The organism is Planomicrobium soli, assembly GCF_003014655.1.
Taxonomy (GTDB): Bacteria; Bacillota; Bacilli; order Bacillales_A; family Planococcaceae; genus Planococcus; species Planococcus soli_B.
On sequence record NZ_PYAT01000004.1, the window covers coordinates 95,338 to 113,126 of the forward strand.

Sequence of the window (17,789 nt, forward strand, 5' to 3'; positions counted from 1 at the left end):
AAAGTAAGACAGGAGGGAACAGCATGAACACAGGACACGTTCTTCAAGTTATGGGACCGGTTGTAGACATTCAGTTTTCCGTAGGTCAACTTCCAGCAATCTACAACGCCCTAACTGTAAATATTAATCGTCCCGGGCAAGCGCCAACTACGTTAACTCTTGAAGTGGCTTTGCACCTTGGTGATGATGCAGTACGTACAATCGCGATGGATTCCACAGATGGTTTACAACGCGGATCAGTAGTAACCGATTTGGGCAGTGCAATCACTGTTCCAGTTGGGGATGTAACATTAGGCCGTGTATTCAACGTACTAGGCGAAGTAATCGATTTAGGGGAAGAAATTCCAGCTTCTGAACGCCGCAACCCGATCCACCGTTCAGCACCTACTTTCGAAAACCTTTCTACACAAGTTGAAATTCTTGAAACAGGTATCAAAGTTGTCGACTTGCTTGCTCCTTACATCAAAGGTGGTAAAATCGGTCTCTTCGGTGGTGCCGGAGTAGGTAAAACTGTTCTAATTCAAGAATTGATTAACAACATTGCTCAAGAACACGGCGGTTTGTCTGTATTCGCTGGTGTTGGTGAGCGTACACGCGAAGGAAATGACTTGTTCCACGAGATGAGCGATTCTGGCGTTATCAAGAAAACATCAATGGTATTCGGACAAATGAACGAGCCGCCTGGCGCACGTATGCGTGTAGCTTTGACTGGTTTGACTATGGCTGAATATTTCCGTGATGAGCAGGGCGCAGACGTTCTTTTGTTCATCGATAATATCTTCCGCTTCACTCAAGCAGGTTCTGAGGTATCGGCACTTCTAGGCCGTATGCCATCTGCCGTTGGTTACCAGCCAACACTTGCTACAGAGATGGGCCAATTGCAGGAACGTATCACGACTACAAGCACAGGTTCTGTTACATCTATTCAAGCGATCTATGTACCTGCCGATGACTATACGGATCCGGCTCCAGCTACAACTTTCGCTCACTTGGATGCAACTACTAACCTTGAGCGTAAACTTTCTGAAATGGGTATCTACCCGGCTGTGGATCCTCTTGCTTCAACTTCACGCGCATTGTCGCCTGAAATTGTTGGAGAAGAGCACTACGGAATTTCCCGTCAAGTTCAGCAAACGCTTCAGCGTTACAGAGAACTTCAAGATATCATTGCAATCCTTGGTATGGATGAGTTAAGTGATGAGGACAAGCTTACGGTTAACCGTGCACGCCGTGTCCAAAACTTCCTATCTCAAAACTTCCACGTTGCTGAACAGTTCACAGGCCAAAAAGGTTCTTATGTTCCAGTTCAGGAAACGATTAAAGGATTCAGAGAAATTCTTGAAGGCAAATACGACCACTTGCCTGAAGATGCATTCCGTTTGGTTGGACGCATCGAAGAAGTAATCGCAAAAGCGAAAAGCATGGGCGTAGAAGTTTAAAATAAGGGACCAGGAGGGAAAAAAATGAAGACCATTGCAGTCAATATTGTCACTCCCGACGGCCCGGTATACGATTCAGAAGTCTCTATGGTAATTGGAGTCACAGCAACCGGTGAAATGGGCGTTTTGCCTGGCCACATCCCGACAGTTGCTCCTCTTGGAATCGGTGCAATCCGATTGAAAAAGGACAACTCAACGGAGTTGGTTGCTGTAAACGGCGGATTTCTTGAAATTCGTCCTGAAAAAGTAACGATTCTAGCACAGTCTGCAGAGCTTGCGACAGATATCGATCTTCCTCGCGCTCAAGAAGCTGCTAGACGTGCAGAAGCGAGACTTCAGGCGAATAAAGACGAAGTCGACTTTAAACGTGCAGAACTGGCTTTAAAGCGTGCGATGAATCGTATCAACGTTTATGAGGGTAACATTTAAATGAAACAGGCGGGCAGAAGGGCATTCCACTTTTGTCCGCTTTTCTTTTGTTCTAGGTTTTCATCATTTTCTTGATGAAAGCATACTTTTACTTATTAAAATTGTTTATATAAAAAGTGAAGAAGGAGAGGATTCTTTTGGAAACTATAGTTGGGCAACAAGCTTTAATTTCTATATTTAGCCATATTTTTTTCACAGGCATTGCTTTCTACGCACTGCGTGCCCTCATGATTGAAAAATGGATTTATAAAAATCATGTGCTACAAGCGCAAATACTTTATATATTCTTGAGTATTGTTATTGGAACCATTGTTTCAACATTCTTCTTAAATATCTCACTATGGTCTCGACAATTGCCTTACTTGTTTTAAAGATTGTTGTTTTGCCATGGTTTCGAAAATCGTAACCATGGCAAAATACCAACTCGACTAGTTCGCATTTCCTGGGAAATAATTACGGAAACTAGGTTTATTTCCTAGTTTCACGGGAATTGTTGTATGTAATGAGAATGTAATATTCCTCAAAATCTTTTACAAACTACCGACAGAAAGAGGTTACAGTGGACGAATCTTATAGCAATCACAAAAAAATACCACAAATAGGCGATAAGGTGCTTGTGATTTTATTAGAAAACAGGTACTATAAGTAAGGTTTTGTTTCTAATTAATGACATTGGACTTTATAACGTACGTATTGTACATATAGATATTACTTAACAGATGGAGGGCATATCAGTGGATCAGATTATTGTAAAAGGCGGCCAAAAATTAAAAGGGAAAGTTCGAGTGGAAGGTGCTAAGAACGCAGTACTACCTATTCTTGCCGGCGCATTATTAGCTTCTAATGGAAAAAGTATCCTTAAAGAAGTACCAAATTTAGCGGATGTTTATACCATTCAGGAAGTGCTGAAAAGTTTGAACGTGTCAATTGACTATTTCCCAGAAAAAAATGAAATGGTGATTGATGCATCCCAAACATTATCGAGTGAAGCGCAATTCGAATATGTTAGAAAGATGCGAGCTTCAATTTTGGTAATGGGGCCAGTCCTTGCACGCAACGGATTTGCTCGTGTTGCTCTTCCAGGCGGATGTGCAATTGGTTCACGTCCAATTGATCAGCATTTAAAAGGTTTTGAAGCGATGGGTTCTCAAATTACTTTCGGTAATGGTTTTGTTGAAGCGAAAACAACTGGCCGCCTGCGCGGTGCAAAAATTTATTTGGATTTCCCAAGTGTTGGAGCTACAGAAAACATCATGACAGCAGCTGCTTTGGCTGATGGCGTGACGGTTATCGAGAACGCTGCAAAAGAACCGGAAATTGTTGACTTGGCAAACTACATTAACGAAATGGGCGGACGCGTAGTCGGTGCTGGAACAGACACTATGCGTATCGAAGGCGTCAAGGAACTTAACGGAGCAGAACATTACATCATTCCTGACCGCGTAGAAGCTGGAACGTTTATGGTGGCAGCGGCTATCACTGAAGGGGATGTCATTATTGAAAATGCGGTTCCTGAACATATGGCGGCATTAATCTCTAAACTAGAAGAAATGGGTGTCGATATTCAAGAAGTAGAAGAAGGCCTGCGCATCCGTGCTTCACGTCCGCTTCGCTCAATTGATATTAAAACAATGCCTCACCCAGGTTTCCCGACAGATATGCAATCGCAAATGATGTCGTTGATGCTGACGGCTCAAGGAAACGGCATTTTGACTGAAACTGTTTTTGAAAATCGCTTTATGCATGTTGAAGAGTTCCGCCGCATGAATGCATCAGTGAAAATTGAAGGCCGTTCTGTTATTATGGAAGGCCCATCGAAGCTGCAAGGAGCAGAAGTTTCCGCTACTGATTTGCGTGCAGCAGCAGCATTGATCTTAGCAGGACTTGCCGCTGAAGGCATCACTCGAGTGAACAAACTTTATCATTTAGATCGCGGTTACGTAAACTTCCACAAGAAATTAGCTGCTTTAGGCGCTGATATCGAACGCGTTACAACGGAAGAAGCAAAAGTAGAACAACTGGTCTAATATTTCTTATATCCCAATTATTAGAGCCTGCGAGCTGTTTAGCCCGCAGGCTTTTTAATTTGGCGGCCGAACCGGACCTGAAGCAAAAAGTCTTTTCGCCTCTTGTCATTTGCACCGTGAAAAGCTAGATTGGGTGCGAAAAAATAATGCACTTCCCATCTTGTCTATGCTAAAATGTTCACTTAGGATAGTCTTTTTATATACATATCAGGGGCGGCAAAGATGGAAGGGGAAGCGCTTAAATGTTTTCGAAAGATATTGGTATTGACCTGGGAACAGCGAACGTTCTCATCCATGTCAAGGGCAAAGGAATTATTTTGAACGAGCCTTCTGTAGTCGCCATGGACCGTACGACGAGACATGTTATAGCAGTTGGAAAACAAGCTAAAGAAATGATTGGCAGAACCCCGGAAAATATTGTGGTGATCCGTCCGTTGAAAGATGGCGTTATTGCGGATTTTGATGTTACGGAGATAATGCTTAAATATTTTTTAGATAAATTGAAAGTTAAAGGCTTTATGACAAAACCGCGCATTCTGATTTGCTGTCCAACCAATATTACCAGTGTTGAGCAAAAAGCGATTCGTGAAGCGGCGGAAAAATCGGGAGGGAAAAAAGTGTTTCTGGAAGAAGAGCCCAAAGTTGCTGCTATTGGCGCAGGCATGGACATTTATCAACCAAGTGGAAACATGGTAGTTGATATCGGCGGAGGCACCGCTGATGTGGCCGTGTTGTCGATGGGCGATATCGTAACAAGCGAATCAATCAGAGTGGCAGGCGATGTATTCAATCAAGACATTCTTCAATATATCAAACGCCAGTACAAACTATTGATCGGGGAACGGACAGCGGAAGCTCTCAAAATAGAAATAGGCACAGTTTCACCAGATGGCAGAAAAGAAGAGATGGAAATTCGCGGCCGTGATCTAGTGACCGGATTGCCGACAGTGGTTACGATTCAGTCGGCGGAAATCCACCACGCGATAAAAGATTCGGTCAACCACATTGTGGCCGCTGCTAGAAACGTACTGGAAAACACGCCGCCGGAGTTGTCTGCCGATATTATCGACAGAGGCATCATATTGACTGGCGGAGGCGCTCTGCTTCATGGTATAGACCAACTGCTTGCAGAGCAGTTGAGAGTACCTGTTACGATTGCGGACAATCCTCTGGACTGCGTGGCTTTAGGAACTGGCATTATTCTGGACAGTTTGGATAGAAAAAGCGGCAGGAGAAAAAAAACAGGTTGATAGCGGGCAAGGATCGGATAAGGGGCAATACTCTATGCACTTACTGCCGATTTTCCTGTGAATAAAACATTTCACTGCCTGTACAAAGATTCTGGACGATGAAGCCTTGTCTATAGCAGACAGAAAAGACGGCGCCCATCAATAGAAAGGTTGACTAAGCAAATGGCTGAATGGAAACATAAAAGACCACTGAGAAGAGAAGTTAAAGAAGTGAAAGAAAATGAAAACAAAAAGACGGAAGCTACTAGTGATTCCAGTAAGTGGGTCCGGATCCGCTTATTCCCTATCTGGCTGCGTATTCTAATTGTCCTTGCAATCCTCGCTGTAGCGATGGTTCTAGGGGTAATGATCGGATATGGAGTGATTGGAGACGGAGAACCGGCGGACGCCTTAAAATGGCGCACATGGCAGCATATCATTGATATTATGAGTGGCCGGAAATAAGAGTTGCCTGTAGGATACTTTAGTAGGAAAAGGAGCTGGACTAATGTTAACTGTAGAACAAATTCAAGCAATTTTACCTCACCGCCAACCGTTTTTGATGGTGGACCGGATTTTGGAAATCGAAGCTGGAAAAAGAGCAGTCGGTTTAAAAAACGTCTCAGTAAATGAAGAATTTTTTAATGGACATTTTCCCGGCTACCCGGTAATGCCCGGTGTATTGATTGTTGAAGCATTAGCTCAGGTGGGAGCAGCAGCGGTACTGCAGCTGGAGGTAAATAAAGGACGACTTGCCTTTTTTACAGGCATTGATAATTGTCGTTTCAAGCGCCAGGTTGTACCAGGCGATCAATTGCGCTTGGAAGTTGAATTGACGAAATTGCGCGGTTCAATGGGCAAAGGGCATGCCATAGCGACCGTCGATGGCGAAATTGCTTGCGAATGCGATATTTTATTCGCCTTGGGACCTGTAGTAGAGCGGTAAGAACAGCATCGCTGCAACAAGAAAAACCAGAGTAGAAAACGTTGAAAAACGTTCCTGCTCTGGTTTTTTTAGTTTTTTGATAACCACTCTTACTCCATTGAAATGGATATCGCTCTTGCTATTCCGCCAAACTGCTCCGCTTGCCTCGGGCTTGCGCCGAACTAACTCAGGGCCGCCCGAGTGGATTTCGGCACTTCGCTGTCCCGATGGCGTCTCCGCTGTTTGGCTCCATAGCTAAAGGTGCATGAGTAAAGAAGAAAAAAGGAGCAAGACCCGACTTGTTCAGGTGTTCTCTCATTTCTTTATTCGCTAAATGGTTCGCTAGTTTAAATAGAGGGAAGACCTGCGAAAAAAACCTTGTCCTCCTGTCTCTGCATCGCTTCGCTAGCCCGCCTAACGCGTCCGGCTGAAGCGAAATGAACAGCTAGGCAACTCTCTTGATAGTCTGAAACCCAGAGCAGAAAACGTTGAAAAACGTTCCTGCTCTGGGTTTTTTATGTTCAGGAATTTGCTTCGTCTTTTCGAAGAATCGGGCGAGAGCGCATATCGTGTTCAAACCGTTCAAGCAGCTCTTGGCCTTCCAAACCATCTTCTAGAAGTTCCGACAATAGGGTTTCGGCATATTTCCGGCGACCAAGCTTCAATGTGCCTTTCATCAGCACGGAAATATGTTCGCCAATCACTTTCACACTGTAAATGCTTACTTGGAAAGGGGCGGGTTCGTTGCCGGAATAAGAAATAACCACTTTGACGTCAAACGTTTCCCCGGATTCCTTCAATTTTTCAAACGTTTCACGGTAATTCAAGTCCATCAGCATTTCAAGCAGCCATGAGCGGTCATTGTTTTCTTGGTTTATGATGATTCCGTCATAAAGGGGGAAATCAGTCACATTCTCATCTTCGACTATTCCCAATGACAGCATTTTAAATGTCTTCAAGTATATCCCTCCAAACGTAACTTTTTTTAAGTATAGCATAGCTAAAATTTTTCAGTTCACCAGTTTTTTTGCTCAAATAAAATGAAAGAGTTACTAAATCTCTTTTTTGAAAACAGGGCTTTTGTCCGCTTGTCCCTATGTATATCAATGAATCGGCGGTAGAACTTTTTCAACTATCCACTAAAATTAAAATATCAAAAGCAGAAAGCGCCCATATATCATTTTTCCCTTTTTGCGCAAAATTCACTCTTCTTAGTATGATGGAAAAGCAAGAGAGGAGGTGAAAAGATGAACCAAGTCGGAATTGTGGGGCGCTTAACAAAAGATCCGGTAACACGGGTAATGAACGAAGGGCGCGTACATACTTCCTTCATCGTTGCGATTTCCCGAAATTACAAAAACCAGAAAGGAGATGTGGAAACAGATTTTGTTCTTTGTTCAACCTGGGGCAGGCCGGCACATAACGTATCCAAATTTTGCCACAAAGGTTCGCTTGTAGCGGTGACGGGCCGTCTGCAATCGCGCCATTACGACAAAGACGATGGAACGCGAGTCTATGTCACTGAAGTCCTAGGTGACCAAATTCGCTTCTTGGACAAAAAGAAAACTATAGAAGAAACCGCCCACAAGCAACTGGAACCACAGTCAGAAGAAGACTTTGATTTTCAGTCGCCAGGGACGGAACAAATTAATGCATAACAAACAATAAGGGGGACACTTAGCCATGCCAAAAGATGTGCAATTGCAGTTGGAAGTTCATATGGAGCAATTGATTCGTTTAACAGCATTGCTTCATAGACGATTGGCAGAGGCGGAGCGGGAGCTAAGTGAGTTAAAAGCCATATTTCGTTCCGCCGAAAAAGATTGACCGGTTTTCATGTCTAAAAAGAGAATTCGGCCAGGTGGGGGCCTGGCCGAATTATTATAACGTATAGGTGAAAAGGTCTTTCAATTCAGCATCGGACAGTTCTGTCATCCACTGGCTCGATTGGATAAATTGATCCGACATCGTCTGCTTCTGCGTAAGCAAAGCATCGATTTTTTCTTCGATAGTTCCAATTGTAACAAATTTATGCACATGGACAAACTGTGTTTGGCCAATGCGGTAAGCACGGTCGGTCGCTTGGTTTTCAACTGCAGGATTCCACCATCTATCGGCGTGAAGAACATGCGTCGCAGCCGTCAAGTTCAGACCTGTGCCGCCTGCTTTCAGCGATAAGATGAAAATCGGGAATTCACCTGCCTGGAATTTTGCCACCAGCGTATCTCGCTGCTGTTTTGGCATGCTTCCTGTCAGGAAAGGAACTTCGTGGCCATACAGTTCATTGATTGCTTGCTGCAACAGATGCCCCATCCCGATATATTGGGTGAATATCAAACATTGTTCCCCGCGCTCTGCTATTTCCCCGGCGAGAGTCACTATGCGCTCCAGCTTTTGAGATCTAGGCAGTATTTCTTCAGCAGAAGAATAAGGTTCTTTTAAATAAAGTGCTGGATGATTACATAATTGCTTTAACTTGCTAAGCATTTTCAGGACAAGGCCTTTTTTCTCGAATCCTGTGAGCGTCTCCATTTTCTGCACCGTATCCTGGACAAGCCCCTCGTATAAGGCTGCCTGTTCCGGAGTCAATGGGCAATACTCCAATTGCTCTTGTTTTTCAGGCAAGTTCAGCTGCAAGTCCGGATCTTTTTTCGTTCGGCGGAGAAGGAAAGGCTGGATGCGCTGGCGCAGCTTTTCTTTCACTTCTTCTGAGTCGTCGCGCTCGATCGGAATCATGAAGTTTTCTTGGAATTGCTTGATGCGATATAAATAGCCTTTATTAATAAAGTCAAAAATCGACCAGAGTTCAGATAACCGGTTTTCAATTGGCGTACCGGTCAATGCAATATGGTGGTCGCCTTTGAACTTCCGAATGGTCCGCGATTGCTTCGTATACATATTTTTTATATTTTGCGCTTCATCAAGTGTGATGCTTGCCCAGTGGAGTCCTTGGATTTCCTCGGCGTCCGAAGAAGCGATGCCATAAGTCGACAGCACCACATCCGGGTTTTCCAGATTCAAAAATCGGGTGAAGTTCTCCCCTTTAGGGCGTGTACTGCCATAGTGGGTGACAACTTTCAAATCCGGAGCAAAGCGGCTCAACTCTTTTTGCCAGTTTCCGAGAACGGAAGTAGGGCAGACAATCAAAGAAGGCTTGCCAGGTTTTTTTCCATGGACGTGGAGCAAATATGTGATCAATTGCACGGTTTTCCCTAAACCCATGTCGTCTGCAAGACATAGGCCGAAGCCTTCTTCACGCATGAATACCAAATAATCGAATCCGATTTTTTGATAAGGACGCAATTCGGTCTGCAAAGCTTCAGGAATTGGCGTTTCGGGCAAATCGCGCTTATCCAATAACTTATCGAGCAAGGTTTTTAATGAGCGGTTCAGCTGAAATTCGATAAGCGGATCTTCATCGTCTCCCGCATCTTCAAGCATGATTTCCGGCACATTCTGGAACAGCATATCTTTTATCGTCCAATCGGCATCTTCCGCCTCCTCAATAAGTTTCCGGAGATGCAAAAGCAAATTGGAGTCAATCCGCACCCATTCGTTGCCGACTCGGATAAATTCCTTGTTTTCTGAAACCAGTTGCTGAAAATCCTGCATGCTGAGTTCATGACCGTTCAAGGAAAACTGCCAATCAAAACGGATGATTTGGTCAAGGCCGACCACCGATGCCTTTTTGGCTGGAGAATGGACATTCGCTTTAACACGTACTTTAGCGTCCTGGACGGCTTTCAGCCAAGACGGTATGGATACTTCAATACCGAAAGCTTGGAGAATTTCAGCATCACTGCGCAGAAACTGGAGTACTTCGGCATCGTTCCATTCCGTATGGAATAACCGTTCTTCGTCAAAGCGGTCGACGGAAGGGCAGAGGCTTAATATCAGCGCCTGCTGTTCAGCAATCTCTTTGGCATGGATGCGCCATTTTTCCGGCAGCACCTTATCAATCGGTTCGTCAGCGCGGCGTTTGGACGGCGTCCAATAGGAGGCGCCACGTTTCGTGCGAAGCGCCACTTTCAGCGACCAAAAATCCGTACTATCCGGTTCGTTCAGTTGGACAGCTATGACGTAATCGTCTGCAGCAGGCAGCCCATCCCATCCGGCTTGTTGCACAAAATGTTGGAGGTACGGCAACTGGGCAGGAGCCAGGCCTTTTTGGCGCAGTTGATGGCGGATGGTATCGCTTAGGAAACTTCGGATATCATCGTCGCCATAAGCGCTGCTGATGGTGATATCTTCTCCGTCTACAGAAACATGATCCCAAAGTGAAGCATCATTTAAAGAGTCGGCAACTTTGCCTGCTAAGCTAAGCCATGCTTCGTCTTCCGCACGCTGTCCTGAAAACGCCACGTAGTGGTGCGGCTCCCGCTGGAACAGCCGGACAAAATCCGCTGGCGTCAATACAAGATCGAGCCCATCAGTGACAGAGATTAAGCCGAAAAAGCTTTCCTTATCAAGAAAGTATAAATAAGGTTTCCAAACTTCCGGCGGTATGCGATTTCCGGCTTCGTTGACTGCTTGGATACGAAATTCTTCGCTGCGGTTGATTCTCAAATAATAAGTGCGGCTTCCTTCTGTTTGGAATTGATTCATAAAAGGTTTCCTTTCTCAATTTCTTCCTGAAGCGCACGAAGGCGTTTGTTTTGGGTTTGTATTTCATTCATATATGCTGTCCAGAAAGCCATCTGGCCGCTTTTTTTACAAGCCGCTTTCATCTTTTTCCAGATTCGCACTGCCTGTTTATAGCTGGAACGGTTGCGTTCTTCAAGATGCATAAACGCATAGCGGTGGTAAAGCGGCAAAACATAATCGGGCGCAGCATTTTGCACTTCTTTCAATCCGCATTCTTCCGCGAAATAAAGGGGGGAGTTATGCAGATGATGCAGCTCCGCCCATTGTTTATAGAGTTGTTTTTCGATCAGGTAAACAGAATAGGCAGGCAAACCGTAATGGCCAAACTGCTTGAACAAATCTTCCCAATCTTCCTCGCTCAACTGAACGAGTGAAAATAGGCGGCTTAGAGTCCGTACGTATTGCTGGCGGTATTGCGAGTAAAGTCCATCAAACAAAAATGTCTTCACATGCGGTTTGACGGCCATCAGAATAGCCGTAAGGGCCTGCTCATGGCCTTCACTTTCCGCAAGAGTCGCAAGCCCGATCCAATCGGATGCTTCATCCGGCGATATTTTCGACTCCTTCACTGCATCTTTCAATAAAATTGCAAAAAATGCACTGATTCGATCATCCGGTCTTGAAAAAGCGGCGGCTTCTTCTATCCTCATTTTGTTAGAGCTGAACAAGTTCGTCCAAAAAAGCTGGTACAGCGCAAATCGCTGAGAAAATGATCTGTCTTTTACAGTTACAAAAGAGTGGACCATCACTCTAAGGTGTTCGAAAAAAGCGTCCGATTCAAATGTACGGTGCTGCGTCCGCAATTGCTCGAGCAAATCATGCAACTCATGCAGTTCATCTTCAAACCAGGTTTTGAAAAATGAATGGTGAACTTCTTTTGTTCCACTGATGTAAGAGTCCCATACTTCCGTCAAGGAAATGAAATGAGCATAAGTTCGGTACAGCACTTTCCACTCCCGTTCAAGCGGAACAAAGGACAATGCGTTTTTCAAGCGCCCTTCATACATTTGCTCAAAATAGAAATAGTTGCGGGTGGTGTAATCTGGAATAGCTTCCCGCCAGGCATTCCGGATAATGGCTGTCCACTGGGCCGGAGAGCGCTTGTTCGAGAGCATCGCCAATTGATCATTCGGCCGGGAGCGCCAGTCGGCAACCCACTGGGACAGTGAACCGATTTTTTGGTAAAGAGCAAAAATAACCGCCAATTTGTGCCGGCAAGTTTCTTCTTGCGGACATGCGCAAATTGCGGTGAGTTTATCGAAATTAAGAAAAACTTTGACTGTATGGGCGTCTTTGACAATTGCTTCCAAAATCAACTTTTCTTCATTGAAAGACTGAATCTGTACGCCATCATGGCGAACTAAAAAGACTGCTTTTCGAACCATTTCTTCGTCCAGTTCGCGCGTCGGATGAAGCGATTTATCGATAGCAGCCATATAATTGTGAATAGTATCATCGAATCGTTGTGCCAAGGATTGAACCGTAGCCATATGCATCGCCCCAAAATAAAACTTTCCTTCTATTATACGGCTTCTAAGCGGCTCCGTAAACGTTGAAGAAAAGTTAATCGCTTTCTTTCTCGTGAGGCGCCGTTAAAAACTTACCGAATTTTTCTTGCCCGTTTCGATAAAATGTTTATCAAATAAGCTCGATAAAGTAATAGAAAGGAAAACAACTACGAGAAAATTTCTTGAAAAGTTTTCTTTTTGTACTTATTTTAATTTTTCCCCTAGACCTTAAAAGCGGTAAAAGAAGGTGCCAAAGTTAAGATAAATTCTTTAATAATAGAATCGCAGATCTAAAGGATTCCCATGAAAAACAGCGGATTATAAGCTCTTTAGAAGGCTTTTCAAGCATTTATCGGATTGAGGTTTTCCGGAATTTTTAGAAGGATAAGAGCAATGCAGATTGAAAGAATCGTTGTGCTTTTTTATGTTAAAATTATGAGGAATGTGTTATAGTTTATGTAGTTAGAATATTCAAAAAACTGGGGAAAGGGGGAAAAGTTATGCTGCAGATAAAGTTGCTGAAACCATTTTATACGAAAAGAGAAGGGCATCTGGTGAAATTCGTTTTTGCCTATCAGTACTTTTCGATACTAAAAGATGATGAGCTGTTTCATTTTATCCCAGTTGAAGGAAAAGAGATTGTCGTAAACTTGAACACATTCCAAGTGGAAAACTTATCGGAAGTATTTGTGTTCCAAAAAGGCAATCGCTTTATCCGTTTGCCTCTATATCAATTATTGCTCGTTTCTGATATTCACACGCATCTTCAAACAATTTTGCAGGAAGAGAAGTCTGGAGTGACGGAAGTGAACGATCAAATAAGAACAGAAGCAATGGATGCCATCGAATTTTTGGAGCATGAAAATTTTGAGAGAATGATTGACTATGCCTTGTCGATACGAGATGAAGCAATGTTTCATGACTTGTTGGAACGCCAAAACACTGGAGGTTTGTAAAGTGAATGTAGCCTATGGATAAACGTCTGCCCATTAAAAAAAGGAGCAGGCGTTTTTGTATGGGCTTAAACAGCTTAAAACCCTTTTCCGCGACATGGGAAAAGGGTTTTATAAAATCAAATTCAACATAAGTCACCTCTACATTAATGTGAAAAAATTAAGGACCAGCATCAAAGCTGTAGAACCGGCCACTCCTAATGCAAGATCTTCCCATCCCAATTCAAGTACTTTATCAAAATTCATCTCCATCCATCCCTTCATGACATGTTTCTTATTTAAGAAGATCTTAGCAAGTTACAGAATAGGCCTTTTTTGTAACTTGCCTTTATTATAAATTAGTAAATAAAAGAAAAGCATGTGTCTAAATTACTAAAAATTCTAAATATATAAATATATTAAATAATTTAACGCCTCTATAATTTAAAATTGCCGTTTTCATTGAAGTATTTGCCCAATCTTGTTACGTTATCAATAAGTTTTATTCAAATTTTTGGCAACCATAATGTATTTCAGTGCTAAAAGTAGATTAAGTACGAATGAAAAAGAATAGGAGTGGTTTTTTGAGAACGTTGCCGAAACGATTGAAAAAAGGGGATACGGTTGGAATCATCGCACCTTCGAGTCCGCCAAACTTGGAGAATCTCCAAAAAGCGTTGCCTTTTCTTGAAGGGCTAGGGCTAAAAGTGAAATTGGGTAAATCATTAAAAGAAAAACGTGGCTATCTGGCAGGAGATGATGACGCCCGGCTTGCGGATTTGCACGCAATGTTCGAAGATCCAGAAGTAGCAGGCATTATTTGCGCGGGGGGCGGCTACGGGGCGGCCCGCTACGCCGACCGCATCGATTACAGCATGATCAAAGAAAATCCGAAAGTATTCTGGGGCTATTCGGATATCACGTTCTTGCATACCGCAATTGGCCAATACGCGGAACTTGTAACGTTTCATGGGCCGATGCTGGCGTCCGATGTCGGGAAAGAAGAATTCCATGAACGGAGCGCGCGGATGTTCGGCCAAATGTTCGGCCCGTTCGAATTGCATTACAGCGAAGAAATTTCACTGCTTACGTCAATCACTGGCGGTATCGCAGAAGGGGAACTGGTTGGCGGCAACTTGTCATTGTTGCGCTCAAGTATCGGAACAAGATTTGAAATCGACGTGAAAGGCAAAATTTTATTAATTGAAGATATTGACGAAGAGCCGTTCCGTGTCGACGAAATGCTCAATCAATTGCGTATGGCTCGAAAATTTGATGAAGTGGCAGGCATTGTTATCGGGGATTTCAAAAATCCCGAACCGAAGAAACCGGAAAAATCATTGACGCTCGACCAAGTTTTTGATGATTATTTCAGCGACCTGAAAGTACCTGTTGTAAAAGGCTTTAAAATAGGCCATTGCGAACCGCATTTCTCAGTTCCGCTTGGCGCTAAAGCTCGCTTGGATGGAGATGGGAAAACCTTGACGATTTTGCCGGGCGTGGAATAACAAACCAACAGCTATTTGGAATCTGCCTTTTTATACAAAAAAACTCTATGAATAAAACTGTAAGATAGTAGAGTTGATGAAACTTTTATAATGAAATCCAGTGGAAAATGTGTTATAATAAGCTGATATGGTTAACAAAAGAGAGGCGTTGATTAACGATGGCATTTCAACCACATGAAAAAGAAGTATCAGAATTTGTTGCAGCACGCAGAATTGGTGAATGGATTTCCTTCACTCGAAATGGCGTGGAAGTTAACGGCACCATCTTCAAAATCATGGATAACTCGGTAATCGTCGAGATATCTCCAGAAGACGCAAAAGAAATAGGCGCGGCATCTAATATGACCGTGATTTCCCATAAGAAATACAAAATTGTCGAAGCATAATTCAAACGCCCGCTAGTCATACTAGCGGGCGTTTTTTTGTTTAAATGGAGCTGGAAAAATTTGCTTCATGAAGTTTTTGGGTTTTTACATGAAGTATCGGGCGTTTTACGTGAAGTATGGCAACTTCTACCTAAACTCATAAAGCTTTAACATAAAAAAAATGAACCTGCTTCATGAAACTCTATTTTTAAGTAAGAACGTCTCAAAAGGTAAGAGTTCTTTTGTTCACTACTGGAATACGTGAAAAAGAATTTTCTTCATGAGCTTTGTAGGTTTCTACATGAAGTACCATAACTTTTACATGAACTCATAAAGCTTTAACATGAAAAACTGCTTTTCTTACACAAGCTTTCTTCATTTCTACCATGAATCAAGATCGCCTCAACAAAATTTATAATACGTGCCGTAAAGCGCTAAACTCCTAGTCACTTCTTCAATTCCGCTTAAACAAATAAAGTATGGTGCTTCTGCTGTGCCATTTGGCTCAAAAGTGAAAATATCGTCAATTGCTTCTTCCCCTGCGTTTCATTGGCTCCTGTTTTTTGGTAAAGTAAAGAAAAGCGGGACATCCGATAGCATTGAAAGGACTACATAGTATGATATTTGACTTTAGATTTTGGCATTACTTTGGCAGACAGGGAGAATTAATCCATAATCTGCAAAACACCGAAGTGCGAAACTTCAATCGTCGGCTCGCCTGGATTTTAGCTTTAGGGGTGCTGGTTTTTGCCTTGCGCGAAATCTGGGGGATGAATACTGCTTCACTAACGCCGCTTTTTGCGGCAGGAATGTGGGATGAATACACGCTTGCGCGTTGGACGTCGCTTGTCGGTACCCTGCTTTGGGCAGGCCTTTACTTGACGTTTCATTCGTATATCACGGCATTTTTGTTTAGCAAGTGGACTAAAATGACGTGGCGCGCGGCCATTGTCATGCAAAGTTATGTGGTAGCAGTATTGGTGATCGAAAAAGCATTGGTTTTCTTGCTGTTCGTGGTTTTCGGTTTCACAACCACATTATCGATGTTTTCGTTCGGTCCGATGGCTGCTACGTTTATTGAATTACCAAATCAATCGGTTAATCACTTTTTAACTTATTTCTTCAATCAGCTGACCATTTTCACAGCACTTATTATTGCGTTTCAATACCGTTATGTGCGGAGCTTTACCGAGTTTTCACCGAGATGGATTTTATTCATCCTGCTTACGCTTCATATCCTGGTGGCGCTTTTTGTGGCATCGTTCAGTCTTTTGCCGCTTACGGATATGTTGAGAGGGTTTACGGAAGGAGGAACTATCCTTGAATAAATTCTTTTTTGTCGGATTATCTATCTCTGTCACTGCCTTCATAGCAGCGAACTTCATCTTGCTGTTCGATGAGAAAAGCGTCATTCCGAAAACTGTCTACATCGGTGAAACCGACCGGGCTTATGCTCATACCTATCTGGAAAAACTGCCAAAAGAAGCGGTCATAGCGCCGAACAAATCCACACAAATTTATGTGCAGGATAGAGAAGCGATTGACCAGTGGCTTGTCAAAGAAGGCGACGAGGTCCAAGCGGGAAGTGAACTTGCTTCACTAAACGAAGCGGAAACTGAAGAACAGCGCGCACTTTGGGAGGCTGAACGGGATGCGCTCCAAGCTGAGCTGGCGGAAGTTGAGCTCTCGCTGAGCAATTTAGTGCTCGAACGTCCGATAGGCAGTACAGACACCGGAGCGTATAACGACTCGATCACTGACGCCAATGGCAACAGCACGGATGTGAACATCAATATTGATGTTCCCCAAGATGCACCATATGCGGCGGCGATTGCAGCAGCTGAACAAAGAGTTGCTGCAATCGGTTCCCAACTCGCAGTAGTGGAAGCGCAGCTCAATCAAAGCTTGGCCAGTCCGGCGCTTATCAGTCCAGAGGAAGGCGTTGTTGCTTCCATCAACCGTGATTCTGAACCGATGAGCATTGAGATTTACTCGAATGATAAAGTTTTTGTGACCTATATTTTGGAGGATGAATGGCCGGATGTAACAGTCCAAGACCGTGCAATGGTCCATGTAAAAGGAATGGAACAAGCAGCAAGCGGAATGGTGATGAGCGTTTCTAAATTGCCGGCGACCGACTCCAAGTGGCTAGAAGCATACAACGCCCTTGATCCAGTCGATCAGAAAAACCCGATTGCCATCTATGAAGTCCAGATTGCGGCGGATTCTACGGTTGACAGCATCATTCCATTCGGTGCAACAGCGAATGCGGAGATCATTACAAATGAAGCGATAGATGCAGTGGCGCTTCCGGAACCTTGGGTTTTCAATCAAGCAGGCAATACCGCTTCTGTAATCCAGCTGCAAACGGATGGACGCGCGGCAACAATTCCGGTCACCATCAACTTTGATGTGGATGGGAAAGCTGTTTTAGCAGAAGGCATTGCACCCGGCACCATTGTCGCTAATGAAAAATCTTTAAGGCACTATCGGACGGCTCCTAAAGCCTTTGTCCCGTTCCTGAGCGAACAGCCAAACTACGAATTGGCGAAAACGACCAATTGGCGCAAATACGTGGAATATTTGCTGGCCAGACAGTAAAAAGCTTTGCCCCCGAAAGCTCCGGCTTTTCGGGGGTTTTTATATGGAGGAAGGAAAAAGACGTTTGGAAAAATTTGCTTCATGAAGTTTTTGTGTTTATACATGAATAAATCGCGTCCTTACATGAACTCTTTAAGCTCTATCATGACAAGACAAGCTCTCTATATGAAGTTCGATTCCTT

At 43.7% G+C, this 17,789-nt stretch carries 17 protein-coding genes; 14 read left to right on the forward strand and 3 right to left on the reverse strand.

Annotation, left to right across the window (positions count from 1 at the left end):
• Positions 1–23 precede the first annotated feature (23 nt).
• The 7 genes from atpD to fabZ all read left to right on the forward strand — a co-directional run bounded on the left by atpD (position 24) and on the right by fabZ (position 6,070).
• Entirely contained in the window at positions 24–1,439 is a 1,416-nt protein-coding gene (gene atpD, locus B0H99_RS06565; RefSeq protein ID WP_106532856.1) for a F0F1 ATP synthase subunit beta, read from the forward strand.
• Between the two features lie 24 nt (positions 1,440–1,463).
• Positions 1,464–1,868, forward strand: a complete 405-nt coding sequence (locus B0H99_RS06570; RefSeq protein WP_106532857.1) for a F0F1 ATP synthase subunit epsilon — start codon at positions 1,464–1,466, stop codon at positions 1,866–1,868.
• Between the two features lie 137 nt (positions 1,869–2,005).
• Positions 2,006–2,239, forward strand: a complete 234-nt coding sequence (locus B0H99_RS06575) for a DUF1146 family protein (protein ID WP_106532858.1) — start codon at positions 2,006–2,008, stop codon at positions 2,237–2,239.
• A gap of 363 nt (positions 2,240–2,602) precedes the next feature.
• Positions 2,603–3,895, forward strand: a complete 1,293-nt coding sequence (murA, locus tag B0H99_RS06580; protein ID WP_106532859.1) for a UDP-N-acetylglucosamine 1-carboxyvinyltransferase — start codon at positions 2,603–2,605, stop codon at positions 3,893–3,895.
• A gap of 242 nt (positions 3,896–4,137) precedes the next feature.
• Positions 4,138–5,145: a rod shape-determining protein MreB gene (mreB, locus tag B0H99_RS06585; protein WP_106532860.1), complete on the forward strand. Its 1,008-nt coding sequence runs from the start codon at positions 4,138–4,140 to the stop codon at positions 5,143–5,145.
• Between the two features lie 162 nt (positions 5,146–5,307).
• The gene (locus B0H99_RS06590; protein ID WP_106532861.1) at positions 5,308–5,589 is read left to right on the forward strand and encodes a DNA-directed RNA polymerase subunit beta; all 282 of its coding nucleotides are present in this window, start codon (positions 5,308–5,310) and stop codon (positions 5,587–5,589) included.
• 43 nt (positions 5,590–5,632) lie between these two features.
• Positions 5,633–6,070, forward strand: coding sequence for a 3-hydroxyacyl-ACP dehydratase FabZ (gene fabZ / locus B0H99_RS06595; protein ID WP_106532862.1), 438 nt, complete (start codon positions 5,633–5,635; stop codon positions 6,068–6,070).
• 500 nt (positions 6,071–6,570) lie between these two features.
• Here the strand turns inward: fabZ and B0H99_RS06600 are convergent, their stop codons facing one another.
• Complete coding sequence (locus B0H99_RS06600) at positions 6,571–7,008, reverse strand: YwpF family protein (RefSeq protein WP_106532863.1); 438 nt, start codon at positions 7,006–7,008, stop codon at positions 6,571–6,573.
• 288 nt (positions 7,009–7,296) lie between these two features.
• On the opposite strand from B0H99_RS06600, the gene B0H99_RS06605 reads away from it, so the two are divergent.
• Positions 7,297–7,707, forward strand: coding sequence for a single-stranded DNA-binding protein (locus tag B0H99_RS06605; RefSeq protein WP_106532864.1), 411 nt, complete (start codon positions 7,297–7,299; stop codon positions 7,705–7,707).
• A gap of 25 nt (positions 7,708–7,732) precedes the next feature.
• Positions 7,733–7,876 (forward strand): hypothetical protein, encoded by a 144-nt coding sequence (locus B0H99_RS17800; RefSeq protein WP_181313590.1) that lies wholly within the window; start codon positions 7,733–7,735, stop codon positions 7,874–7,876.
• A 54-nt stretch (positions 7,877–7,930) separates the two neighbouring features.
• Here B0H99_RS17800 and B0H99_RS06610 read toward each other — a convergent pair whose 3' ends face one another.
• The gene (locus tag B0H99_RS06610) at positions 7,931–10,654 is read right to left on the reverse strand and encodes a DEAD/DEAH box helicase (protein WP_106532865.1); all 2,724 of its coding nucleotides are present in this window, start codon (positions 10,652–10,654) and stop codon (positions 7,931–7,933) included.
• Complete coding sequence (locus B0H99_RS06615) at positions 10,651–12,183, reverse strand: hypothetical protein (RefSeq protein WP_106532866.1); 1,533 nt, start codon at positions 12,181–12,183, stop codon at positions 10,651–10,653. Before B0H99_RS06615 ends, B0H99_RS06610 begins: the two co-directional genes overlap by 4 nt.
• A gap of 518 nt (positions 12,184–12,701) precedes the next feature.
• On the opposite strand from B0H99_RS06615, the gene B0H99_RS06620 reads away from it, so the two are divergent.
• The 5 genes from B0H99_RS06620 (at position 12,702) to B0H99_RS06640 (ending at position 17,607) form a co-directional block, all read left to right on the forward strand.
• Positions 12,702–13,157 (forward strand): transcriptional regulator, encoded by a 456-nt coding sequence (locus tag B0H99_RS06620; protein ID WP_106532867.1) that lies wholly within the window; start codon positions 12,702–12,704, stop codon positions 13,155–13,157.
• 560 nt (positions 13,158–13,717) lie between these two features.
• Positions 13,718–14,641, forward strand: a complete 924-nt coding sequence (locus B0H99_RS06625) for a S66 peptidase family protein (RefSeq protein ID WP_106532868.1) — start codon at positions 13,718–13,720, stop codon at positions 14,639–14,641.
• Between the two features lie 158 nt (positions 14,642–14,799).
• Positions 14,800–15,027 carry a DUF2187 family protein gene (locus B0H99_RS06630; RefSeq protein ID WP_106532869.1) on the forward strand — a complete coding sequence of 76 codons (228 nt, stop codon included), beginning with the start codon at positions 14,800–14,802 and terminating at the stop codon, positions 15,025–15,027.
• A gap of 596 nt (positions 15,028–15,623) precedes the next feature.
• Entirely contained in the window at positions 15,624–16,334 is a 711-nt protein-coding gene (locus B0H99_RS06635) for a hypothetical protein (protein WP_245894423.1), read from the forward strand.
• Positions 16,327–17,607 (forward strand): efflux RND transporter periplasmic adaptor subunit, encoded by a 1,281-nt coding sequence (locus tag B0H99_RS06640; RefSeq protein WP_106532870.1) that lies wholly within the window; start codon positions 16,327–16,329, stop codon positions 17,605–17,607. Before B0H99_RS06635 ends, B0H99_RS06640 begins: the two co-directional genes overlap by 8 nt.
• Positions 17,608–17,789 lie beyond the last annotated feature (182 nt).